Source organism: Psychroserpens sp. (assembly GCF_036960315.1).
GTDB lineage: Bacteria > Bacteroidota > Bacteroidia > Flavobacteriales > Flavobacteriaceae > Psychroserpens.
The window spans coordinates 144235-169911 of record NZ_JBALVR010000001.1; the positions used below are offsets into that span (position 1 = coordinate 144235).

Annotated in this window: 20 protein-coding genes; 12 read left to right on the plus strand and 8 right to left on the minus strand. The window is 32.6% G+C overall.

The genetic code is table 11. The features are described from left to right. Positions 1-32: 32 nt before the first annotated feature. Complete coding sequence (locus V7719_RS00640; protein ID WP_335727919.1) at positions 33-2222, plus strand: patatin-like phospholipase family protein; 2190 nt, start codon at positions 33-35, stop codon at positions 2220-2222. Here V7719_RS00640 and V7719_RS00645 read toward each other — a convergent pair. The 4 genes from V7719_RS00645 to V7719_RS00660 form a co-directional block, all read right to left on the minus strand. Beyond that, complete coding sequence (locus V7719_RS00645; protein WP_335727920.1) at positions 2219-4861, minus strand: carboxypeptidase-like regulatory domain-containing protein; 2643 nt, start codon at positions 4859-4861, stop codon at positions 2219-2221. The two genes, V7719_RS00640 and V7719_RS00645, sit on opposite strands and share 4 nt — an antisense overlap. 31 nt (positions 4862-4892) lie before the next feature. Beyond that, positions 4893-5624 (minus strand): GLPGLI family protein, encoded by a 732-nt coding sequence (locus V7719_RS00650; protein WP_335727921.1) that lies wholly within the window; start codon positions 5622-5624, stop codon positions 4893-4895. Positions 5625-5668: 44 nt separating this feature from the next. After that, positions 5669-5992: a hypothetical protein gene (locus V7719_RS00655; protein ID WP_335727922.1), complete on the minus strand. Its 324-nt coding sequence runs from the start codon at positions 5990-5992 to the stop codon at positions 5669-5671. Positions 5993-6460: 468 nt separating this feature from the next. Beyond that, positions 6461-7033, minus strand: coding sequence for a T9SS type A sorting domain-containing protein (locus V7719_RS00660; RefSeq protein ID WP_335727923.1), 573 nt, complete (start codon positions 7031-7033; stop codon positions 6461-6463). A gap of 521 nt (positions 7034-7554) precedes the next feature. On the opposite strand from V7719_RS00660, the gene V7719_RS00665 reads away from it, so the two are divergent. From V7719_RS00665 to V7719_RS00705, 9 genes are all read left to right on the plus strand, one after another. Further along, positions 7555-8715 carry a homogentisate 1,2-dioxygenase gene (locus V7719_RS00665; protein WP_335727924.1) on the plus strand — a complete coding sequence of 387 codons (1161 nt, stop codon included), beginning with the start codon at positions 7555-7557 and terminating at the stop codon, positions 8713-8715. 9 nt (positions 8716-8724) lie between these two features. Then, entirely contained in the window at positions 8725-9225 is a 501-nt protein-coding gene (locus V7719_RS00670; RefSeq protein ID WP_335727925.1) for a CCC motif membrane protein, read from the plus strand. Positions 9226-9265: 40 nt separating this feature from the next. Continuing rightward, positions 9266-10426, plus strand: a complete 1161-nt coding sequence (hppD, locus tag V7719_RS00675; protein WP_335727926.1) for a 4-hydroxyphenylpyruvate dioxygenase — start codon at positions 9266-9268, stop codon at positions 10424-10426. Between the two features lie 187 nt (positions 10427-10613). Next, positions 10614-11393, plus strand: coding sequence for a DUF3108 domain-containing protein (locus V7719_RS00680; RefSeq protein ID WP_335727927.1), 780 nt, complete (start codon positions 10614-10616; stop codon positions 11391-11393). Positions 11394-11399: 6 nt separating this feature from the next. Beyond that, the gene (locus V7719_RS00685) at positions 11400-12332 is read left to right on the plus strand and encodes a tryptophan 2,3-dioxygenase family protein (protein ID WP_335727928.1); all 933 of its coding nucleotides are present in this window, start codon (positions 11400-11402) and stop codon (positions 12330-12332) included. Between the two features lie 66 nt (positions 12333-12398). Beyond that, positions 12399-13703 carry a M23 family metallopeptidase gene (locus V7719_RS00690; protein WP_335727929.1) on the plus strand — a complete coding sequence of 435 codons (1305 nt, stop codon included), beginning with the start codon at positions 12399-12401 and terminating at the stop codon, positions 13701-13703. Beyond that, positions 13703-15349 (plus strand): glucose-6-phosphate isomerase, encoded by a 1647-nt coding sequence (pgi, locus tag V7719_RS00695; RefSeq protein WP_335727930.1) that lies wholly within the window; start codon positions 13703-13705, stop codon positions 15347-15349. Before V7719_RS00690 ends, pgi begins: the two co-directional genes overlap by 1 nt. A 184-nt stretch (positions 15350-15533) precedes the next feature. Beyond that, positions 15534-18107, plus strand: coding sequence for a TonB-dependent receptor (locus tag V7719_RS00700; protein ID WP_335727931.1), 2574 nt, complete (start codon positions 15534-15536; stop codon positions 18105-18107). Positions 18108-18118: 11 nt separating this feature from the next. Next, positions 18119-19789 carry a choice-of-anchor J domain-containing protein gene (locus V7719_RS00705; RefSeq protein WP_335727932.1) on the plus strand — a complete coding sequence of 557 codons (1671 nt, stop codon included), beginning with the start codon at positions 18119-18121 and terminating at the stop codon, positions 19787-19789. 76 nt (positions 19790-19865) lie between these two features. On the opposite strand, the gene gldD is transcribed toward V7719_RS00705, so the two are convergent. The 4 genes from gldD to mutY all read right to left on the minus strand — a co-directional run bounded on the left by gldD (position 19866) and on the right by mutY (position 23373). Then, positions 19866-20447: a gliding motility lipoprotein GldD gene (gene gldD, locus V7719_RS00710; protein WP_335727933.1), complete on the minus strand. Its 582-nt coding sequence runs from the start codon at positions 20445-20447 to the stop codon at positions 19866-19868. Between the two features lie 14 nt (positions 20448-20461). Beyond that, entirely contained in the window at positions 20462-21766 is a 1305-nt protein-coding gene (locus tag V7719_RS00715) for a gliding motility-associated protein GldE (RefSeq protein WP_335727934.1), read from the minus strand. Between the two features lie 25 nt (positions 21767-21791). Then, positions 21792-22244, minus strand: a complete 453-nt coding sequence (locus tag V7719_RS00720) for a single-stranded DNA-binding protein (protein WP_335727935.1) — start codon at positions 22242-22244, stop codon at positions 21792-21794. Between the two features lie 88 nt (positions 22245-22332). Further along, on the minus strand, positions 22333-23373 hold the full coding sequence (mutY, locus tag V7719_RS00725) for an A/G-specific adenine glycosylase (protein ID WP_335727936.1): 1041 nt from the start codon (positions 23371-23373) through the stop codon (positions 22333-22335). A 134-nt stretch (positions 23374-23507) separates the two neighbouring features. Here mutY and V7719_RS00730 point away from each other — a divergent pair, with 134 nt between their 5' ends. After that, positions 23508-23798 (plus strand): HU family DNA-binding protein, encoded by a 291-nt coding sequence (locus V7719_RS00730; RefSeq protein ID WP_028870804.1) that lies wholly within the window; start codon positions 23508-23510, stop codon positions 23796-23798. A gap of 316 nt (positions 23799-24114) precedes the next feature. Then, on the plus strand, positions 24115-25659 hold the full coding sequence (locus V7719_RS00735; RefSeq protein WP_335727937.1) for a ribonuclease E/G: 1545 nt from the start codon (positions 24115-24117) through the stop codon (positions 25657-25659). The last annotated feature ends 18 nt before the right edge of the window (positions 25660-25677 follow it).

Below are 25677 nucleotides of genomic sequence, written 5' to 3' on the forward strand. Positions count from 1 at the left end.
TAATCATATTAGTTCTTTTTTGTACGGTTTCTTTGAAAGCGCAAACAGAAAACGGCAAAAAGCAACCTAAAGTTGGTTTGGTGCTGAGTGGTGGAGGGGCAAAAGGATTTGCACATATTGGTGTACTTAAGGTTATTGATAGCCTTGGTATTAAAATCGATTATATAGCTGGTACAAGTATGGGAGCCATTGTAGGTTCGCTCTATGCTTCAGGTTATTCTGGTAAGCAATTGGATTCTATTTTTGGAAACCTAGATTTTGACACTGTAATTAGTGATAATTTACCTCGTTCGTCAAAGAATTTTTATGAACGAGACAATACCGAGAAGTATGCAATTTCGTTACCATTCAATAAGTTTAAACTCAAGTTGCCATCAGCATTATCTCGAGGACAAAATGTATTCAATTTATTATCAAAATTGACTTTGCATGTCAGTGAAATTGATAATTTTGAGAAGTTGCCAATTCCGTTTTTTTGTATTGCAACCAATATTGAAACAGGAGAGCAAGTGATTTTGGATTCAGGGAATCTACCATTGAGCATTACGGCAAGTGGTGCTTTTCCTACGTTATTTCAACCTGTAAATATTGATGATAAAGTGCTTATTGATGGTGGAGTCTCTAATAATTACCCTATTGATGAGCTTAAAGCTAAAGGGATGGATATCATTATTGGTGTCGATGTACAAGACGATTTAGCGACTCGTGAGGAAATGGTTTCTGCACCTGATGTACTCTTGCAAATCAATAATTTTAGAACAATAAATGACATGAAATTGAAGTCTGAAATGACAGATATTTATATCAAACCAGATATTAAGGGTTTTAGCGTCGTCTCTTTTAGCGAAGGGGAAAAAATTGTAGAAAACGGAAAAAAAGCAGCATTAGAGAAGTTGAGACAACTAGAAGAACTGCCAAAAATAATGGCCAATGATAAACACTCCGAGCTAGATTTAACCTATAAGGATAGCATTATAATTAATGGGATAAGTGTTAGAGGTAATGAACGCTACACACGATCATATATTCTGGGAAAACTAAAACTTAAAGGCAACGAAAAAGTGAGCTATTCCAATTTTAGTAAGGGTGTAAACAACTTAGTTGCCACCAATAATTTTGATGCATTTCAATATGAATTTAAAAAGTCTAAAGACAAGGAAGGTTATGATTTGAGCGCAAAACTTACTGAAAACTCCGTAGCTACATTTCTGAAATTAGGTATACACTTTGATGATTTATACAAAAGTGCAGCTTTAGCCAATTTAACAAAAAAGCGTTTGCTTTTTAATAACGATGTAGTCTCTTTTGACTTAATTTTGGGTGATAATGTGAGATATAACTTTGAGTATTTCATAGACAAAGGGTTTTATTGGAGTGTAGGGTTACGATCTCGATATAATCAATTTGAAAAAAATATTCCTGCCGAATTACTATTAGATGAAGCACAACTTATAGCTTCAGGAATTAATAAACTAGAGGTTAAGTTAAGAGATCAAACCAATCAATTTTATCTGCAGACACTATTTAGAAAGGATTTTGCTTTGAGTATAGGAGCAGAGCACAAACGATTGACGATTAAATCGGAAACGATTACCATAGATAATGAGACCGACGAGTTCCTATTTGAGAACACCGATTATTTTAGTGCCTTCGCAAATTTGAAACTCGATACTTATGATGATAAATATTATCCGTCTAGCGGTGTTTATTTTAATGGAGATGTTCATTCTTATTTGTTTGCATCAAATTTTAATAAAGACTTTGATCATTTTTCAATTGCTAAAGCTGATATAGGCTATGCGTTTAGTATTTCTGATAAGATGAGTTTTAATTTTCAGGCTAGTGGTGGTTTTAAATTTGGAGACAATTCAACTAATACTTTAGATTTTGTATTAGGTGGATATGGTAATAATTTGATTAATAATTTCATTCCGTTTTTAGGCTACGACTTTATTTCATTAACCGGAAACAGTTTTGTGAAAGCCTATGCGAGTGCAGATTATGAATTATTCCATAAACATCATTTGACATTAGAGGCTAACTGGGCAAATATAGATGAAGATATTTTCGAATCTGCAGAAGCCTTTACTTTACCTGATTATAGAGGTTATGGTTTGGGTTATGGCGTTGAAACATTTTTAGGACCAGTTCAGGCAAAATTTAGCTACTCACCAGAACAGCGTAAAAGTGTTTGGTATTTTAATATTGGGTTTTGGTTTTAAAATGAGAAAGATGTTTTAATCATTATATATCGTTCAATTAAATTATAGGAAAGACTAGATTCTGAATAATCATTGATTGAAGTGGTTTCAAAATTCTTAACATTGGTCAAGTTTTTTCCAACAATAGAAAACTGAAGATTTTTGTTTTCTGGAATAAAAACTAATTCTGTATCTACAAATGTATAATTACTATTGTTTGATAAGTTTGGAGATATAAAACTTAAAATAGTGTTTGAATAGACGCTTTTATTAATTTTGTATACTGCTTTTAGTTGGTTAGTAAGGGTATTTAAGTTGTTGTTCAGATTTGAAATTTCAAATCTATTATTTTCAAAACTTAAGTTATTTTCAAAGTTTAATTTAGATTTAAAACCTGTACGAATGATGAAATTTGTTTGTAGGTTTTTGTTTGTAATATTTCTTAATTCGGAATTATTGATAACATTTTTGTCGAAGGAAAGATTATACGCTGTATTTAATTTCAAAGTACTTTTTAAAAAATGCAGGTAGGTCTCAAAAGAGAAGAATAGACTGTAGTTTTTGGTCGTTACAAGTTTATAAAAATTTGAATCAATTACTAAGTTTTGGTTTATAAATGATTCATTAAAGTAATTCCCATCTCTAATAACATGTGTAGCGCCCAAGTTAATAGTCGTTCTGCTATAGAAATCATAATATTTAAAACGCAGATCAAACCAATTAGATTTTATGTAGTTTAGAACTACTTCGTTTTTAGAGAAAGACCTGAAATCTGTTTGTATGATATTAGAGTATAAGTTGTCTTCTTCAGGTAAAGTTTCATTATACGAATAATAAACATAAGCACTTATTTTTTTTGAAAACTTATAATTGTATTGAATGTTAGGAGATAAAACTAAGCCTACATCTTTTATTTTTGTGTCGTTGATAAAGTCATCATAATTTAAGGTGTTATATTGTAAATTAAGAGATAAGGTAAATTTGCTCCTTTTGTTATTGTAAATTAGTTTCGGAAAAATATAAATCGAGTTGATTTTATAACTCATATTATTAGTGAAATTTGAATTGAATTCATTTTCTGAATTATGAAGCGAAGATTGTAACCGGTTATTGAAATGATTAAATCCCGAGTTTATTGTGTATTGAATTTTATTTTTTTTCCTTGTATAATTAATTTTCGATTGAAAAATGTTCTTTTTAAACTCACTATTTTGTGTATTTAATTCAAATTGCTCACTTTGATCGGTTTCAAAAATAGAGCCTGGAAGTAAATTAAGTTCTTGAGGAGCACTACTTGAACTGTACTTGAGAGTTGCTTCTATAGCCTTTTCTTTATCTAATCTTGAAACTAAATTTACCTCGTGAGATGTAGTAAATGTATTAGTCGACAATTCTCCTAGCTGTGTCAATGTCCCATTGTTATTACTCATATTCGTTAAATGGGATTTTCTAATGTTAATCAATCCTTTATAGTTCCAATTTAAACTATCTTTCTCTTGATTTGTAAATAAGAATTGGCTTGAAAATACGGTTGGTTTTTTTATTAATTTTTCAGTGTTGTTAAGGCTTATTTCATTACTGTTGCTACTAAACTCAGTGCTATTTTTATTCAATCTTTCAAGCTTGTCATTATAAACACCAATATTTAATTTAATAGAAGATTTTTTTAATACTTTATATATGCCATTTGTACTGGAGAATAGAGAGCTATTATTAACATGAAAACTATTGTTAAGGATAGAATTGAAATTACCTTCAGACAACAAAGACTTTGCGCTGATAAGAAGGTTACTCTGATTCCTTAATAACGATGCGCCATTAAGGTTATATGGTGAATTATTTTTCCCAATATCGTTGTAAGATACTATACTAAATGCTTTAAGCTTTTTACTTGCAACTATACTAGTTGCGTATGCGTCCTTATGGTTTTTATAGCCATAACCTAATTCTGTATTTCCTGAAACATCTGTTCTGTCTTCTTTTAGTGTCAAATTCAATACAACGTCCTCTGAGTCTTTTAACCCCTTTAATAGCGGGTTTTCTTCAAAATTTTCTATGCCTTGTACTTTTTCAATAATATCAACGTTTATATTTCTTGAGCCTATCAGATAATTAGCTCCAAATAAATCATCACCATCAAGGAGAAGTTTTTTAATGCTTTTTCCTTTAAATCGTATTTCACCGTTCGATTCAACTTTTATGCCTGGAAGCTTTTTTAGAAGATCTTCAATATTCTTTTCTGTACCATCCTTAAACGCTTCAACATTGTAGGTAATTGTATCTTTTTTTAAATTGATACGTTCCATTGATTTTAAAACGATTTCATCAAGTTGATTTAACTTTTCTTTTAATACAAAATCTATTCTCAATTTATTATTTCTGTCTTTAAGGAGATATAAATGTTTAATCTGTGTTTCAAAACCTAGTGAGCTTAATTCAAGTATTAAAGAATCCTTTGGAAACCTCAACTCCAAATTATAATTTCCATCATTGTCTGTAGTTGTATATTGAATAATGTTTTCGAGATTAGATGTTTTCTTAATTAATATATTAGCAAACAACGGTTGACCTATGCTGTCATTTACTCTACCTCGAATGGTTTGGGAAAACGAAAAGGAAATTGTAAAAAGAAAAAAAACCATGATGCAGTTAAACGCCATAGTTTTTGGATTTAACAATAGAAAAAAGGCTTTATTCATCAATCAGATATTCAATATACCTATTAGGAACAGATATTTCAGAATCTATATCAGGTCTGTACCCTGTCATATTATTAAAGTATTTTTTATAAAGTTTTTTATAATCCGTAAAATCTATGGTGTTCTCTATGCTCAAATACGGATTTAAAGGAACCTTTTCTTCAATATAAGTTATTGATTTAGCTGTGATATTTACAGTGCCATCTATGGATTTGACTTGAAGAATCAATCCAGGTAATCCGTTAAATTTAAAGGGACCATCATTGTAAGCCAAATCTTTGGTAAAATAAACCTCATAATCTCGACCTCTAAATGACGTCGTAGCCTTTTGGCAAGTAAAATCAAGAATGTAGTTGATTTCTTCTGTCAATTGCCAATTATGTTTGTAATTATCTTTAATGATTTTCGCTTTTTTTAAACCTCTTTTTTCTCTGTAATATGTTACTTGATTCAAATTTGACTTGTAGTAATTATTTGAATAATTGAACTCGGTATTATCAATAAGACCAAAAAAGTCAGATTCAGCAATAGTGTCTTTTAAAGTAATAGCATATACACTTTTGTTACCATCGGTGGTCAATATTCCGTTAAAAAAGTTAAATGATCCGTAGTTATCTTTCTCATCTAAGTAATTGGAATCATAGTTGACTTCAATGGTTTCTTTTTGAGAATAAGAAAAATGAAAAATGAAAAATGAAAGTATTGTAATTATGATGTTCTTCATGATGTGTCCCTTAAAATTTATTTTAAATTAACAATTTAATTATTTCAATTGCCAGAGTTGTCCGTAAAAATGTATTCAGCAGCTTGTAGCTGGGCTTTATTTGCATCACTTTGAGCTAAAGCACAAGCTCTTCCTTTGGCTATTGCTCCATCGGCATGAGTGTAACATCTTGTGGCAGTCCATGATTCGCCTTCTTCATTACTTGCTGTCCTTCTACAGCACATACGAGGTGAGCTTAGATTCTCATTTGAGTTTATTTCAATTGGAGCTTTATTGTTGATGTTTTCTTCGGTTTTGTGATTCGTTTCAAATGCGAATGCAGTACCAATAATTAGCGTAGCTATAATTATTAAACTTACTTTTTTCATAATTTCTGAAATTTTATAACCTAATTATCTAGGTTGATTAATATATAATTCAAGAAGTCATTAGAAGTCAAATTTAAATTAAGAAGTACTTTTTTAATAATAAAACAAGCGCTTGTTTACGTTGCAACTCGACTACAATTTAAAAAGGGAGACTTCTTAATGACCCAAATTTCATTGTTGTCTATTCCAAATATAGATGAAATTATTTAAATATAGAAAATATTCTACAATATTTTTGTTTACGTTATAATCTAAATTTTCCAATATTTGAGACATGTCAAAATATGCGACTCACCAGAACATCGTAAAAGTATTTGATATTTATTTTTGGGTTTTAATAGAAAGATTATTCTAGTGTGATTTTCATCATAAACTGAAGACTTTGTGCGTTTGAATACACTAAAGAAATATGAGTTTATTTGTTTTTAAATAAGTCTTTTGAACATAAAATACGCGATGTTATTAAAATCAATTTTTGATTATTTTTTGAGAAAACTCTTGTCCATCTTTGTTGTAAGTTAATAGGTAAATGCCATGAGGATATCTAGTCAAATCAATACTATAACCGTTATTGACTTTAATTAGACTCGCGTTTACAGTTTTTCCATTTGATATGGATATAATTTTTATTGAATCCTTCAAGTTTTGTTTGCTAGTTTTTAAGGTAAATTTACCTTTGCTTGGATTTGGATATACCAAAGGAATTTCCTGTCCTTCAAACTTTGGTGTTTCACCTAAAAGTTCAAAAGGAATGAATATTTTATCTCCCGACATACCAGAACCAGCCATTCTATCTTCACTACAGGCCGATGACGTAACCGTGACTGTTAGTCCAGAAGAAACAACTTTGCCGTTACTATCGCATATATCAGAAGTCCCAGTTAGTGTTATACATGCTTTGGATAGATCCAATCCTTTTGCGCCAAAACTAACATCTCCTGAAATTGACACACTAGTAATAGTTAAATTGCACATGCTAAATTCTTGTGCGTTAAGGCTTAATCCAATAAGTAAAAAAAATAGTGTTATTGCTTTTTTCATGATTTCTAAAAATTTATAACCTAATCATCTAGGTTGATTAATGTATAATTCAAGAAGTCATTAGAAGTCAAATTTAAATTAAGAAGTATTTTTTTAATAATAAAACAAGCGCTTGTTTACGTTGCAACTCGACTGCAATTTGAAATGGGAGACTTCTTTATGACCCAAATTTCATTACTGTCTATTCCAAATATAGATAAAATTATTTAAATATAGAAAATTTTCTACACTTTATTTAAAAATTAGTTTAAATCATGATACAAAATTTTTCAATATTTGAAACATGTCAAATCTAGTCTTCAAAGATTTACTAAGCCATCTTCATTTGCTTATCAAGAGAAGCACAATGAGTGCTAATTTAATTTTAATTTCTTGGTTATATTTGTGTTCTATCTGTCTTATCGAAAACAATAAAATGTATCAGATAAAATTCTGAATAAGTAAGCATTTTTTGTATCTTTAAAAACACTTATTTTATGCGTATTAACGTATAACAAATCAACTTTTTAAACTTAAAAAAGATGCCTTTTTATCATAAATTAGGAAAGATTCCACCAAAACGACACACCCAATTTCGTAAAGAAGACGGGAGCTTGTATTATGAGCAATTGTTTGGTACTATTGGTTTTGATGGGATGTCTACCAATAGTTATCACGAGCAACGGCCAACACAAGTTAAAGCAATTAATAAGCAGTACAGTGTTGCGCCTAAAGTCGCTAAAGCAAATCATATACAATCTTATCGTTTACATGGTTTTAAAGTAAAACCAGAGAATGACTACTTAGAAAGCAGAAAAGCGGTATTAACTAATAGTGATTGCACTATTATTCTTGCTGCACCAAAGCAATCTACAACTGATTATTTCTATAAAAATTCTGATGCTGATGAACTCATTTTTGTTCATAAAGGGACGGGTAAACTGAGAACTCATCTAGGTAATTTAGATTTTAAATATGGCGATTATCTCGTAATTCCTAGAGGAATTATTTACAAGATAGATTTCGATACGGAAGATAATAGGCTCTTTATTGTAGAGTCTCGCCGACCAATTTACACACCTAAGCGTTATAGAAATTGGTTTGGTCAATTGCTAGAACACTCCCCATTTTGTGAGCGTGATTTAAGACAGCCTTATGAATTGGAAACTAACAATGAGTCAGGTGAGTTTTTAATGAAAGTTAAAAAGCAAGATGATATCTTTGAAATGGTCTATGCGTCACATCCTTTTGATGTTGTGGGTTATGATGGGTTTAATTATCCATATGCATTTTCAATTCATGATTTTGAGCCTATCACAGGTCGAGTTCATCAACCACCTCCTGTGCATCAAACTTTTGAAACCGATGCATTTGTTGTATGTAGTTTTGTGCCTCGTTTGTATGACTATCATCCAGATGCCATTCCGGCACCTTATAATCACAGTAATATAGATAGTGATGAGGTTTTATATTATGTAGATGGTGATTTTATGAGTCGAAACGATATCGATGCTGGGCATATTAGTCTGCATCCTGCAGGTATACCACATGGTCCACATCCTGGAGCTACAGAGCGTAGTATTGGTAAAGTGAAAACCGATGAATTAGCCGTAATGGTTGATACGTTCAAGCCTTTACAGATTACGGAAGAAGCGCTTAAAATAGCAGATGAAGATTACTTTAAATCTTGGTTGGAACACTAGATATAGAATATGTCATACAATAAATTGCCTGCAGACCCTACTGCAATGATTTTAGGAATTATAGGATTAGTGATCGCGTTAGCAGGTTGCTGTTGCGGTGTTTTTGCCGTTGTCCCAGTAATCATGGGTATCATCGGATTGGTGATGGCAAACAAAAGTTTGCGAGCATACCATTTAAATTCAGATGTTTACGCACCTCAAAGTAGAACCAATGTAAGTACTGCCAAGGTCTTGAATATTATAGCTATAATTTTAGGATCATTAGTAACGATAGGCTATATCTTATATTTTGTCTTTTATGGCGTTATGGTTTCTCAGATATTTAAAGAAGCCTATAATATTGAACAAAATGGAGATGATTTCTATTATGAATGGGAAAATGACAGTTTGTATGAAGATGAACGTGATTACGAATACGAAAGAGATACGATTCGTATTGATTCGATTCGAATAGATGAAGGAGAAATTATAGAAGTAGAAGCGCCAACACTAGACAGTATTACTAATTAAAATAATTACAATTCCTTAGGGAGAATAAATATTAAACATTATGGCAAAAGAAGTAAAAAGTGTCGATTACGGATTAGAAAAAATCTTTGAAGATGCTCAAGATTTTTTACCGCTTTTAGGAACGGATTACGTAGAATTTTACGTTGGAAATGCGAAGCAATCGGCTCATTTCTATAAAACGGCATTTGGATTTCAATCGTATGCATACAAAGGATTGGAAACAGGGTCAAGAGATTCTGTGAGCTACGTCTTAAAACAAGATAAAATTAGGCTGGTATTAACCACACCACTTAATAGCAAATCACCAATTAACGATCATATTGTAAAACATGGTGATGGTGTTAAAGTTGTTGCACTTTGGGTTGATGACGCTAGAAAATCATATGAAGAAACCACCAAAAGAGGAGCAAAGTCTTATATGGAGCCAGTAGTTGAAACCGATGAGTTTGGCGAAGTGGTTAGAGCAGGTATCTATACTTATGGAGAAACAGTGCATATGTTTGTTGAACGTAAAAATTATAAAGGAACATTCATGCCAGGATTTGAAAAATGGGAATCAGATTATAATCCAGAAGCTGTTGGACTAAAATATATAGATCACATGGTTGGTAATGTAGGCTGGGGACAAATGAATACTTGGGTAAAGTGGTATGAAGATGTGATGGGATTTGTAAATTTCTTATCATTTGATGACAAACAAATTCATACAGAATATTCGGCGCTCATGAGTAAAGTGATGAGTAATGGTAATGGTCGTATCAAATTCCCAATTAATGAACCTGCAAAAGCAGCCAAGAAATCGCAAATTGAAGAGTATCTCGATTTTTATGAAGATTCTGGTGTGCAACATATTGCTGTTGCAACAGATGATGTCATTAAAACTGTTGCACAACTTAAAGCAAGAGGTGTGGAGTTTTTGCCACCACCACCACAATCGTATTATGATGATATTCCGAGACGTTTAGGAGTGCATATGGAAATGATGAAGGAAGATATTAAAGAACTTCAAAAATTATCTATTCTTGTTGATGCAGACGAGGAAGGTTATTTACTTCAAATATTTACCAAACCTCTTGAGGATAGACCAACCTTGTTCTTTGAAATTATTCAACGAATGGGAGCACAAGGCTTTGGCGCAGGTAACTTTAAAGCATTGTTTGAATCTATAGAACGAGAACAAGCCAAACGCGGAACGCTATAATAATATTTAACTCCAAAAGAAAACTCCATCTCAATTGATGGAGTTTTCTATAAAATCTAACAGAACTATAACACCTTTGTTTATAATGGTTTCAATAAAATTTATATTTTTGGAATAGTAATTGTAAATATTCATTACAAACAATAAAATGTAATGCTATAAGTTACATTTACAATATTTTGAAACGATGAAAAACGTACTACTTATAATTAGTGTTCTATTTTGTATGCAAAGCTCTATTGCCCAAGAGGAAAGCGCATTTCAAGATGGTGAATGGTTTAAATTTAGAATGAGTTATAGCGGATTTCTAAAAGCAGGAAACGCTACACTATCGATTAAAGAAACAAAGTTAAAAGGAAAGCCTGTATACCATGTTGTTGGAAAAGGATGGACTACAGGTGCTATCAAATGGTTTTTTAAAGTTAAAGATCGCTACGAAAGTTATTTTGATAAAGAAACGGGCATGCCATACAAGTTTATTAGAAAAATAGACGAAGGTGGTCATACCAAGGACATAGAGATTGCTTTTGATCACAATAAAAAGGAAGCCTTTGTTGAAAACAAAAAATATAAAACAAAAAAAACAGTCGCTACAGCACAAGATGTGCAAGATATGGTCTCTGCTTTTTACTATCTCCGGAATAACTATGAAACTAACAATATTAAAGTAGGAGATATTGTAGAACTCAACATGTTTTTTGATGAAGAGAATTACAATTTTAAACTCAAGTTTTTAGGTCGTGAAACCATAAAAACCGAATTTGGTAAAATTAAAACACTTAAGTTTAGACCATACGTAATGGCTGGACGCGTGTTTAAAGAACAAGAAAGTTTAACCCTTTGGGTGAGCGCAGATAAGAATAAGATTCCATTAAAAATTAAAGCCGATTTGGCAGTAGGCTCATTAAGAGCAGATCTAGAATCTTACAAAGGATTAAAACATTATTTTCCTATTCAATTTGACTAACAAAACATGAAAGACACACCGAATTTTGACGACATTATAAAACAACTTCAAGAGAAATATACATCAATAGACCAAGATACTCATGACCACCTATATGGCTTGCTTTACAGTAAACCTATTACATATTGGGACTATATTCAAACAGACGCGCTTTTAAATCTTCAAACTCAGCGTACAACACTTCCAGATGAGATGGTCTTTATTGCTTACCATCAAATTAATGAACTCAATTTTAAAATGATTTTGTGGGAAATTCAACAAGTCGCCGAAAAGGAGGATTTGAATGTCGAATATTTTGAGAATAAACTCATGCGTATTAGTCGCTATTTCGACATGCTTACCACCTCTTTCAATATTATGAGAGAAGGTATGGAAATTGAGCAATACATGAAGTTTCGATATACATTGACACCAGCTAGTGGATTTCAAAGTGCACAATATAGGATGATTGAATTTTCTTCTACAGAACTCATAAACCTTATAGATTACAGATTCAGAAAAACGATAGATCGCAACACGCCATTTGAACATGCTTTTGAACATTTGTATTGGCAAGCTGCTGGGAAAGATTATAAAACAGGAAAAAAATCAACACTCTTAGTCAATTTTGAAAAACGCTACAAAGGTGATTTTATTCGTTTTATGCAAACCTATAATACTAAGAATTTATGGTCACGATTCAAAGAACTTCCTAAGAAAGATCAAGAAAATAAAAATTTAGTTAAAGCCATGAGACACTACGATTACACAGTGAATATCACTTGGGTAATGGCGCATTATAATGCAGCAAGACATTATATTGAAAGCGGAACAGGAGATGGTGAAGCAACAGGAGGAAGCGATTGGAAAAAATATATGCATCCTAAATATCAAAAACGCATATTTTTTCCAGAACTTTGGAGCGAACAAGAAATAGAAAATTGGGGAGACAACTTATAGAACTGAATTTGACTTTTCGCAAAAACCAATTTTTTTTAAAATGAGTTCTTAAAACGGAATAACTTAATGCAACCAAAAAAAATATTAATAGCACTTTTCATCTGTATTGGTTTATGGTCTTGTAAAGACGACGATAAAAAAGTAGGGACAATAGAAGATTTAGAAACGCTAGTTGAGCCAGAACCAAAAAGAGAATTTGGTTTTGTTCTAGAAGACTACATTGTAAAGAGAGATACAATAAGAAAAGGCGATAGCTTTGGCGAAATCCTAGAACGTAACCAGATAGGCTATCCAAGGATTTTTAATATTGCTGAAAAAGCTAAAGATAGCTTCGATATTAGAAATTTAAATATTGGTAAACCTTATACGCTATTATGTACTAATGATTCTTTGCAAACACCACAATGTTTTATTTATCAACCTAATAGTGTTGATTATGTTGTAATTAGCTTTGCTGATTCTATTCATGCCTATACGAGTAGAAAGGACATTAAATATGTTGAGAAAACCGCTACAGGAATAATTCCTGATGGTATGGGAATTTCACAATTAATGATTGAACAAGGATTAAGTCCAAGGTTAGCCTATAAAATGGCCGATGAAATATATGCCTGGACTATTGATTTTAGAAGACTTCAAGAAGGAGATCGATTTAAAGTAATTTATACTGATAAATACATAGATGATTCTATTTATGTCGGTGTTCATGACATTAAGGCGGTGTATTTTGAGCACAAAAAAAAACCCTTCTATGCTTTTCAGTTCGAAACAGATTCTGTTAAAGGGGTTATAGATTACTTTAATGATGAAGCTAAAAACTTAAGAAGAGCATTTTTAAAAGGGCCTGTGCAATTTAGTCGCATTTCGTCACGATACAATCTCAATCGTCGCATCAAATACTACGGTTATAAATTGAGACCGCATAAAGGGACTGATTTTGCTGCTGCCATTGGAACACCAATCTTAGCAACAGCCAACGGAACAGTGTCCGAATCGACAAGACGAGGAGGGAATGGAAAATATGTTAAGATAAGACATAATGCAACTTACAGTACGCAGTATTTGCATATGAAAGCACAAAATGTAAAGAAAGGTGATTTTGTAAAACAAGGTGATGTGATAGGTTGGATTGGAATGACTGGGAATACAGGTGGACCACACGTGTGTTATCGGTTCTGGAAAAATGGAAAGCAAGTCGATCCATTAAGACAAAAACTTCCTGAGGCCAAACCTATTTCAGATAGTCTAAAAGTGAGATATTTAGATTTTATAGCGCCTATAAAAATAAGACTCGATGACATAAAAATTAAAGACAGTTTTAACGAGTTCCCAATTAACATAGAAGAAGATTCAATTTTACAACTACAATAATGGCATTAAAAACGATTAATCCAACAACTACAAAAGCGTGGAGTAAATTACAAGCGCATTTCAAAACCATAGAAGACAAACCTATCACAACATTATTTGCAGAGCATACTAATCGAGCAAATGATATGACCATTAAATGGGATGATTTTTATGTTGATTATTCTAAGCATCGTATATCTAAAGAGACTCTTGATTTGTTAATAGAATTGGCAAATGAAGTCGATTTAAAAGATGCCATGAACAAATACTTTGGAGGTGATGCTATCAACCAAACTGAAGGGCGCGAAGTATTGCATACCGCATTGCGAAATCCAGAAAATGCTGAAGTTGTTGTTGAAGGTGAAAACGTAATGTCTGAAATTTTTGAAGTCAAACAAAAAATTAAAGGCTTTGCAAATAAAATTATTAATGGCGAATTAAAAAGTCATACCAATAAGCCATTTACAGATGTTGTTAATATTGGAATTGGTGGATCAGATTTGGGTCCAGCAATGGTCGTAGATTCTTTAGCATACTACAAAAATCATTTAAAAACACATTTTGTGAGTAATGTAGATGGGGATCATGTCAACGAAGTGATTAAAAACTTGAATCCAGAAACAACCCTTTTTGTTATCGTTTCAAAAACATTTACAACGCAAGAAACCTTGTCTAATGCCAATACCTTAAGAGAATGGTTCTTAAAATACGCACCTCAAAATGCTGTCTCAAAGCATTTTGTTGCGGTGTCAACAAATATTGAAAAGGTTAAAGACTTCGGTATTGATGAAAACAATATTTTCCCAATGTGGAATTGGGTAGGAGGTCGCTTCTCGTTATGGAGTGCTGTTGGTTTGTCTATTAGTCTTGCTGCCGGTTTTGATAATTTTGATAAGCTACTCTTAGGTGCTCATAAAATGGACGAGCATTTTAAAAATGAAGATTTTGATAAGAATATACCTGTTATCACTGCGCTTTTAAGTGTTTGGTACAATAACTTTTTCGATGCCGAAACGGAAGCTATTATACCATATTCCCAATATTTAAATCAGTTTGCTACCTACCTACAACAAGGTATTATGGAAAGCAACGGAAAGAGTGTTGATAGAAGTGGGAAGAAAATTAACTATGAGACAGGAACTATTATTTGGGGCGAACCAGGAACCAATTCACAGCATGCCTTTTTTCAATTAATTCATCAAGGCACTAAATTAATTCCAGCAGATTTTATCGGCTTTGCAAAATCACTACATGGCAATCAAGATCATCAAGATAAACTCATGTCTAATTTCTTTGCACAGACTGAAGCATTGATGAAGGGTAAATCCATGGAAACTGCTACAAAAGAATTGGAAGCACAAGGACTTTCCGAAGAAAAAATAAAGAAAATTGCACCTTTTAAAGTTTTCGACGGAAATAAGCCAACAACAACATTCTTGATCAATAAATTAACTCCTGAAAGCCTTGGAAAGTTAATTGCGATGTATGAGCATAAAATTTTTGTTCAAGGTGTCATATGGAATATTTTTAGCTACGACCAATTTGGTGTAGAACTAGGAAAACAATTGGCAAATTCTATTTTGAAGGAATTAAAAAACGAAAAGATTGTTAACAATCACGATGTGTCCACCCAGAACCTCATTAAACACTACCAAAATCTAGAGTAGTGTTGTTAAATAAATATTTATTTAAAATAAGTCCTAATTTCATATTTTAAGAAAATTTTAAGTATTTTTAAAAGTTAAAAAATCTTAACAAAAAGTTAATATTTCTTAACGTAATGGTAATGTAGTATCACTTATTCGATTGTACTTTTGCCAAAAATTAAAAACTCTAAATAATTCTTAAACAATGAAAAAAATCTCAAAATGTTTATTGGTTTTTGTGGTCTTATTGTGCACTACAATTGCTTTTTCACAAAGCACAATTACCGGTAAGGTTATCGGTTCAGATATGAATGAACCTTTGCCAGGAGCGAACATCCTAGAAAAAGGGACTTCAAATGGTACTACAACTAATTTTGATGGTAATTTTACCTTTAAAACAGATGCTGCTTCGGGAGAACTAGTGATTAGTTTTGTAGGATACAATTCTCAAACAATCTCATTTTCTGGAGATCAAGATTTAGGTACAATTACCCTAACTTCTAGCGAAGTAGGTTTACAAGAAGTTCAAATTATAGCATCTGTTGCTGTAGACAGAAAAACACCTGTTGCAGTATCAACGGTAAGAGCTGCTGACATTGAACTTAAATTAGGAACTCAAGAATTTCCTGAAGTTTTAAAGTCCACACCTGGTGTGTACGCTACAAAAGCAGGTGGAGGTTTTGGAGATGGACGTATTAACTTACGTGGATTCAATTCTGAGAACGTTGCTGTTATGATTAATGGTGTTCCCGTAAACGATATGGAAAACGGTCGTGTATTCTGGTCTAACTGGGCTGGATTAGGAGATGTGACTAGTTCATTGCAAGTACAAAGAGGTCTTGGTGCTTCTAAAGTTGCTGTACCATCTGTTGGTGGAACGATTAATATTATATCTAAAACAACAGATATGGAACAAGGTGGTAATGTTTATACTACACTTGGTAATGATGGATACGAGAAATTCGGAATGACTTACTCTACTGGATTAATGGAAAATGGTTTTGCAGCTACTATTTCTGCAGCAAAAACTGATGGTGATGGTTTCGTAAGAGGAACTCAGTTTACCTCAGTAAATTATTTTATTAATGTCTCAAAAGAAATTAATGATTCTCATAAATTATCATTTACTGCTTTTGGAGCAAAACAACGCCACGGTCAAAGGCAAAACAGACAGTTAATTGATACCTACAGAAGAAGTGAAGACGGTATTAAATATAACTCAGATTGGGGTTATAAAAATGGAGAAGTAACACATGTGGAAGATAATTTTTACCACAAACCACAAATCTCTTTAAACCATTATTGGGACCTTAACGAAAAGACAAGTATCTCAACAGCGGCTTATGCATCATTTGGTTCTGGTGGTGGAGGTGGAACTCTTGGTAGTGATGGTGAAAATCCAGGATTTGAAGGTGACGGCAGATTTAAATTCACTAACCCAGATTATCGCATAGGAGAACTCGGGCCTTTAGATTTAGATCGAATCGTTGACGAAAATATTGCTAATGGAGCTGATGGTTCTAGTGCAGCATTAAGAGCATCTCGTAATGATCATAATTGGTTTGGAATATTATCTACCTTGAAAACAGATTTATCTGATGATTTAGTCTTTTTAGGAGGATTAGATTGGAGAAGCTATAAAGGAATTCACTTTAGAGAAGTAACTGATTTATTAGGAGGTCAATTCATTATTAATGAAGATAATGTCAACAACCCAACAGGAATTGCTAGAGTTGGAGATAAAGTATCTTATTTTAATGATGGTCACGTTGGTTGGTTAGGTGCTTTTGCACAATTAGAATATGATGTTAATGAAAACTTCAACACGTTCATTTCTCTTTCAGCTTCTAATACATCATATAAGCGAGTTGATTATTTTCAATATACTCCTAATGATTCTTTAAGAGAAACAGATCGTTATAATTTCTTTGGTTTTGGTGCTAAAGGTGGTGCTAACTATAGAATTGATGGCAACCATAATGTGTTTGTTAACTTAGGGTATTTTGAAAAAGCACCAGATTTTGATGCCGTTTTCCCTAACTTTAATAATGAAGACATTAATGCAGATGCAGAAAATCAAAAGATTTTAAGTTTTGAATTGGGTTACGGTTTTAGAGGAGATAAATTCTCAGCTAATGTAAACTTATATAGAACTGCTTGGAGAGATAGAACAGAGACTGAAAGTTTCCAACTAAGTCAAGACGAAACAGGATTTGCTAATATTTTAGGAGTAAACGCAATTCACCAAGGTATTGAAGTTGATTTTGTTTATAAAGCAACAGACAAATTAAATATTACAGGTATGGCATCTTTAGGAGACTGGAAATGGGAAGATAATGTGACAGATGTTAATATTTTAAATGAAGAACAAGAAGTAGTTGATACTGTAGATATTTTTATCGAAGATTTACATGTTGGTGATGCAGCTCAAACAACGTTTGCTTTAGGAGCTAACTATAGATTAGCACCTAAAACAAGATTAACTGTAGATTATAATTATTTTGATAATTTATATGCAGATTTTAATCCTAGTGATAGAGGTGTAGAAGGTGCTCCAGATGCATGGAAAGTTCCTGCTTATGGTATTTTTGACACAGCAATGTCACATGGTTTCACACTTGGTGAATTTGAAATGGTATTAACAGCTAGAATGAACAATATCTTGGATACAGAGTATATCTCTGATGCTTTAGATGGTACAGATTCAAATGCTGAAACAGCTTTAGTTTATTACGGTTTTGGTAGAACATTCAGTGTTGGAGCTAAGTTTAAATTTTAAAAAATAGAACAATGAAAAGAATAGTTTATGTATTAGCCTTTATGGCAGCAATCTTCACAGGATGTAATCCTATAGAAGATATTAATAATGACCTTGGTAATCAAGATAATCCAGTAATAGGATTTGACGAATTTACATTATCGTCAGATGATTATGCGGAACTTGTTGAACAAGGAGACGAAGAAGATCCAGATTACTACGAAACATTTGAAGCGTTCAGTGATTTAGAAGATGCTAAAGTGATTTTACCTCCGTTTTTAACCAATAGATACCCTTTTTGGGGCGATGGTTCATCAGTTACGGTTAGTTTTAATTTGAATGATGGTAACCCAGAAGACGTAAGTGCTTTTACAAATGCAGATGTATATTTTCTTGAATCTAGTGATTACCCAACAAGTAACAGTAATGCATTTTTATTAGAAGAAGATGTTGAGTCTACATTAGAAGGTTTGTTAGCAGGTCAATTTGATTTTCCTACTGAAGGGCAAGTTGTGAGATTTGGATATAATCAATTTACAGGAGTGCCAGAAGTTGGCTTAGCGAGCATTTATGAAGCTGCATTTCCAGCAAATTTTGGAGATTTTGAATTGATTTCTGTTTCAGGTCCAGATGAATTAGGATGGACTGAAGAATCTGCTAATGTCACAGGTTCTGGATTTGATGGTGGAGCTGTGGCTACAGAAGAATGGCTTATTTCTCCTCAAGTCGATTTATCAGGCAGTGCAGGTGTATCTTTTCAAATTACTCAAGAAATTGATTTCTTAGGCGATCCTGACTTAATAGATATTCTAGTTTCAACTGATTATACAACAGGTGGAGATGTTGCAGCCGCAACTTGGACAGCAATAGCTTTTGATAAAACGATCTTCGGAAGTTTAACGACATCAGAAGATTTTGATTTTTCTGACTACGATGGACAAAATGTTCATGTTGCTTTAAAATATAGTTCTACAGATTCTGATTCACCAAGATGGAGAGTTCAAGATTTTGCTATTAGAACTATAGGTTTTTCTGGTGATACAGCATCATTATCTTCATATTATGAATACTCTGAAGGCGAATGGGATGATGTAGATGGTGTGTATTACTTAAATAGTGCAGACTATGATTCTATGGGTGAAGGATCGGGACAACCAGGTCAATTCAATAACTTTAGTGGCTCTGTATTACCAGCTGATTATTTACCACAATTTTTAAGTATCAACTATCCATTTGCTCAAGATGAAGATGAGTTGTTTGTTGTTTATAGATATTACGGTGGAAGTGCTGTTGGAACTGTTACTAAAGGAAACTTATATACATTTAATGGTGGAAGTTGGCTTCCAAGCATATCGTCATTACAATTTGGTCTTGAAGATGGTGTTTGGGTTCCAGATAATACAATTAGATATACCTTATTAGGGTCTGATTATTCATTAGTTGCTTCGGCATTATTACTGACGGAAGGTTTTGAGGCTGCTGCTGGAAATTTAGATAATTTCGGTAACTTTAATAGAACTGGTGGAAGTACAAATTGGAGTGATGAAATGATGATTACTGCATTAGGAATTGTATTAGAGAACTTAGATCCATCTGCCGCTGAAGGGCAAAAGTATTCTGTTACTGCAGATGTATATATTGGAAGTAATGCAACAGAAGATTTTAACCTAATAAAATCAGCTGGAGAATGGGTTGCTAACTAACGTACATAGCAATTCAATATTAAATAAAAAGCCTATCAATTTTGATAGGCTTTTTTATGTTCCGAAGAAAACAATATTATTCTTTCCATTCAATAGATTCCATAATACGCCTGATATCGTTTTTTAGATAAACAGCAGCTGGATATATCGAATCATAATTTGGCTTTGCATAAAAGTATAAGGAACCACTCAAAAAATGGTTAATACTATCTGTTGCATAAAACTGTGATTGCGATGCTGCATTGCCACCTACTTCATAAAACATTCCAAATACATTTTGTTCTGGGTTTTCATAAATGATGCTTTCAATCTCATCAGCCTTCATGGTGTGTTTTTGAGTGATGTTTTGAGCATCTCTCAATAAGTTGTTTAGGTTAGTCTCATTCACCTTTTTATAGGTTAAGTAGATTGTGCCTTTCATTTCTGGGTAATTAATATTTACACCATAAGAGTCATTAATACCATCGAGTTTTATATTGGATATTTTGTCTGCAGCTCGATTTTTTTCAAAAGTGAAAGGTAAGCGTACATCTACTTTAGAGTATGCAGGTTTTTGATATTCTAGTCTCAACATGGCCTTAGGTTTTGGTAAAGGGTCATTTCCGCAGGAAAAAAAAGCAACTGCAGTTGAGAGAATAAATAGTTTTTTGATAGTCATATAAGCTGACGGTTTTAGTCTAAAATGGTAAACTTAATCTGTTTGATTCGTTTTTTATCAATAGCCTCTATAGTAAAAACGTAATTTTTGAAATTTATTTCACTTTGACGTCTAGGAAAAATACCTGAAATTTCTAAAAGAAATCCAGCAATGGTTTCAGCTTCACCTTTGTTATCTTCAAAATCTGATTCATCTTTAAGTTGTACAATTTTGTAAAAATCCTTGAGTGTGGTCTTGCCTTCAAAAGAATAGTTTTTATCGTCAATCTTTGTGTAAATCACATCGTCATCATCAAATTCGTCGCTAATATCTCCTACAATCTCTTCGATAATATCTTCTAAAGATACAACACCAGAAGTGCCACCATATTCGTCTACAACCACAGCGAGATGCACTTTCTTTTCTTGAAACTCTACCATAAGGTCATCCAACTTCTTGTTTTCAGGAACAAAAAATGGATCGCGAAGTAAAGTCGTCCAATCAAACTGTTCTCGTTCTATGTAAGGCAATAAATCCTTAACATATAAAATACCTGTGACGTTATCTATACTGTCTTTATAAACCGGTATTCTCGAGTAACCGTTATTGATGACTTCTTGAATAATTTCGGGATATTTGGCGCCTTCATTGAGTGCAAAAATGTCCATTCTTGGACGCATCACTTGTTTGGTGTCTGTATTTCCGAAGGAAACAATACCTTTTAAGATTTTATGTTCTTCATCTGTGGTGTCACTATCGCTCGTTAACTCTAATGCTTGTGATAATTGATTGACACTAAGATTTGATTTTTGCTTTCCTAATTTATTGTGAATAGCCAAAGTCATGTGACGCATTGGTAAACTTATAGGTGAAAATATAACATCCAAAATTTTCAATGGAATCGCCATAAACGCGGAAAACTTGATGCGATTTCTACTGGCATAAATTTTAGGCACAATTTCACCGAATAGTAAAATTAAAAAGGTAATGACAATAACTTCTAAAGTAAATCTCACCCATGTGGTTTCGATATCCTCAAACATGGTCTCTCCTAAATATGCAAACAGGATAACAATACCAATATTTATAAAATTATTAGCCACAAGTATCGTTGCTAATAGTTTTTTTGGTCGTTCAAGTAGTTTTGAAATGATGCTAAATTTTTTCGAATTTTTCTCAAGGCCAGTATCAATATCTGACTTAATTAATGAGAAAAATGCGACTTCAGCACCAGAAATTAGTGCTGAACAAAGCAGTAAAATAAAAAGTAAAATGAGTCCGAAAAAAAAAGACACATTCGTATTAAGCATAATTATTAAACTCGTGGGTTCAGGATCCAAGATAAATACTTTAAGTTTAGTTTATTTAAAACGGAAGATCATCATTGTCTTCAGTAATAGGTTCAGATACGGTATTGTTAGGCTGGTTTTGAGCAGCTTGTTGAGGGTTTGGAGTTGACGTATTTCCACCTTGATTCTCATTTTTAGTAGTTAAAAACGTGAAATCTGTACATTGTATTTCGGTCGAGTAACGATCGTTACCTTTATCATCTTGCCATTTTCTGGTTTTTAAACGGCCTTCAATATAGACTTTATCACCTTTAGATAAATATTTTTCACAAATCTCAGCAGCCTTATTACGCACGACAATATTATGCCACTCTGTATTAGTCACACGTTCGTTGGTCTGTTTATTAGTGTAAGTCTCGTTAGTTGCCAATGGGAAACGGCCAATACAATTGCCACCATCAAAATAATGCATCTTTACTTCATCTCCCAAATGCCCTATAAGCATTACTTTATTTAATGTTCCTGACATAATATGTGTTGTTTAAGATTACAAAATTACACATTTTGAAATCAAATAATAGTTTCATTAATAAAAGTAAGAAAAATTTATGAGTTCTTTAAAAATCAAAGGCGTCTATAAAATTGCTAATTAATATAGGTGTAGGATAGGTTTTTAGGTCTGAAATAGGAATCCCTTCTTTAGGTAGTTGATTAACTTCTATAATCCAAAACTTAGTATATAGATGTTGATGTGAAAGTTTATGAACAAGTTCTTTAGTATTATAAAGACAATATTCAAAATCTAAATCTTTGAAATAGGATTGAATTTTGGGCTCTGTTTTAAATCCTTCGGAAACTAATATATCTTCCGTTTCTATAAGTGGAAATTGATATAAGTTTTGCCATATCCCTTTTGAGCTCCTTTTTTCGAAAATAGTTTTTTTGTCTTCGGAAATCACCACTAAAAAGTTGAAGTGCTTTTTGGTCACTTTTGTTTTCTTCAGTTTCACTGGTAGTGCATTAACTTTTCCTTTTTGAAGAGCGACACAACTATCTTTTAGCGGACAATCACTACAATATGGGTTTTTGGGTTTACACTGTATAGCACCAAACTCCATTATAGCTTGATTGTAATCACCAGGGTTTTTGGTGTCTATTAAGGAGGTTGCAAGGGTTTTAAACGCTTTAATGCCCTGCGTAGAATTAATCGGTATGTCTACTCCAAAATAACGAGAAAGGACGCGATAGACATTGCCATCAACAACAGCTGTAGGTTCATTAAAACAAATGGAAGCGATAGCACTTGCGGTATAATCACCAACACCTTTGAGTTTTAATAGTTCAGAATATGTCGAAGGAAATTGTCCGGCTAGTTCTTGAGCTATATACCTTGCAGAAGCATGTAAATTTCGAGCTCTGGAATAGTAGCCCAAACCTTGCCATAGTTTTAAAACGGTCTCTTCATTGGCATTAGCTAAATCAAAAACTGTTGGAAAATGAGTAACAAAAGCTTCATAATATGGAGAACCTTGCTTAACCTGAGTTTGTTGCATAATTATTTCAGACAACCAAATATGATAAGGGTTTTTGGTGTTTCTCCAAGGGAGGCTTCTCTTATTTGCTGAATACCAGTATGTTAAAATTTTTGAGAAATTCATTTAAAAGAATAAATATTTGCAAAAATAATTCTTTACTAGGTTAAATTTTAATTAATTACGCATGAAATATTGAAATTAAAATCCCTATATTTGCATCCCTTATAATTAATAGATAACCCTAAAAATTAACAACAATGACAAAAGCTGATATAGTAGCTAAGATTTCTGATAAGTTAGGAATTGAAAAAGGAGATGTTCAAGCAACAGTTGAAACTTTCATGGAAGAAGTGAAGTCTTCATTAGAAGGTGGAGACAATGTATATCTTAGAGGTTTTGGAAGTTTTATTGTAAAAACAAGAGCTGAAAAAACTGGACGTAACATTTCAAAAAACACAACGATTAAGATACCTGCTCACAATATACCTGCATTTAAACCTGCAAAAGTATTTGTTGAAGGTGTTAAGACCAACGTTGAGGTCAACTAAAACATTCAAACTAATATTAATTTAAAAAAGACTTATTTATGCCAAGTGGTAAAAAAAGGAAGAGACACAAGGTCGCGACGCACAAGCGTAAGAAACGTAGACGCGCTAATCGTCACAAAAAGAAATAAATTAAAGAAAAGTAGTTTTTTAACTACTTTTCTTTAATTTTAAAAACAACGTTCTTTGATATAAAATTCATGAGTTTATTACGTTTACCTTCGTAATACATGAGTTTGCTGGATTAATTGTCCTGTGTCAAAATAAAGTAATTATCCATCTATTTTGAAATGAATCAAAATGGATTAAAATGAACAACATGGAAAAAGAATTGATTATAAGATCGAGTTCTGATATTGTTGATTTTGCCTTATTAAAAGATGGAAAACTTATCGAGTTACACAAAGATGAAGATGATAACAAATTTGCGGTTGGTGATATTTTTATTGCCAAAGTACGTAAAGCTGTTCCTGGTCTAAATGCTGCATTTGTAAATGTAGGTTATGAGAAAGATGCATTTTTGCATTATCATGATTTAGGACCAAAATTACCTTCACTTTTAAAATTCGTTAAACGTGTAAGCACAGGTAGACATACCGATTTTTTACTGAAAAATTTTCAGTTTGAGAAAGATATTGATAAAAACGGGAGCATTGCTAACGCTTTAAAATCAAATCAATCTCTATTAGTACAAATAGTAAAAGAGCCAATTTCAACCAAAGGACCTCGTATTAGTAGCGAGCTCTCCATTGCTGGTCGTTATATTGTCTTGGTCCCATTTTCTGACCGAATTTCAATTTCTCAAAAAATTGAATCGAAGGAAGAAAAAGAACGTTTAAAACGTTTGGTCAAGAGTATTACGCCTAAAGGTTTTGGTGTTATTATTCGTACAGTCGCAGAAGGCAAAAAAGTTGCCGAACTCGACAAAGATTTACAAAATTTGCTGAATAGATGGACAGCAATGTGTAAAAAATTAAACAAAGCACATCATCCTAGTAAGGTGTTGAGTGAAATGAACAAAGCCTCTTCTATTTTAAGAGATATTTTTGACGATTCATTCTCAGGCATTACAGTAGATGACGAAGTGCTTTATGAACAAATCAAAGATTATGTTCAAGAAATCGCTCCCAAAAAAGAGTCAATAGTCAAGATGTATAAAAATGGCGTACCACTTTATGAAAAGTTTGGAATAGAACGTCAAATCAAAACATCTTTCGGTCGCACAGTATCCATGGCAAGAGGTGCTTATTTGGTAATAGAACATACCGAAGCGATGCATGTTGTTGATGTCAATAGTGGGAATAGATCTAACAAAGAAAAAAATCAAGAAGATACTGCTCTAGAAGTCAATATGATTTCTGCTTCTGAAATTGCTCGTCAGTTACGTTTACGTGATATGGGAGGAATTATCGTTGTAGATTTTATCGACATGAATAAAGCAGAGAATCGAAAAAAATTGTACAATCATCTTCGTGACGAAATGAAAGATGATAAGGCAAAACATAAAATTTTGCCGCCTAGTAAGTTTGGTTTGATACAAATTACCAGACAACGTGTTCGCCCAGAACGCAATATTAAAACAAAAGAAGTAAATCCTGATGGCGTTGCAGGTAGTGAGATTGAAGCACCAATTAAAGTGATTCAAAACATTACCCAAGACCTAGAAAGGCTTTTCAAAAAAGACTATAAAAAGATAACCTTAAATGCGCATCCGTTTATAGCAGCCTTTATAACCAAAGGGTTTCCATCAGTACGTTCTAAATGGTTTATGGAACACAAAAAATGGGTAAAAGTTTTACCTAGAGATGCTTACACATATCTTGAATATCATTTTTATGACAAAAATGGTAAGGAAATCAAATAATATCTAAAACCCCTTTTC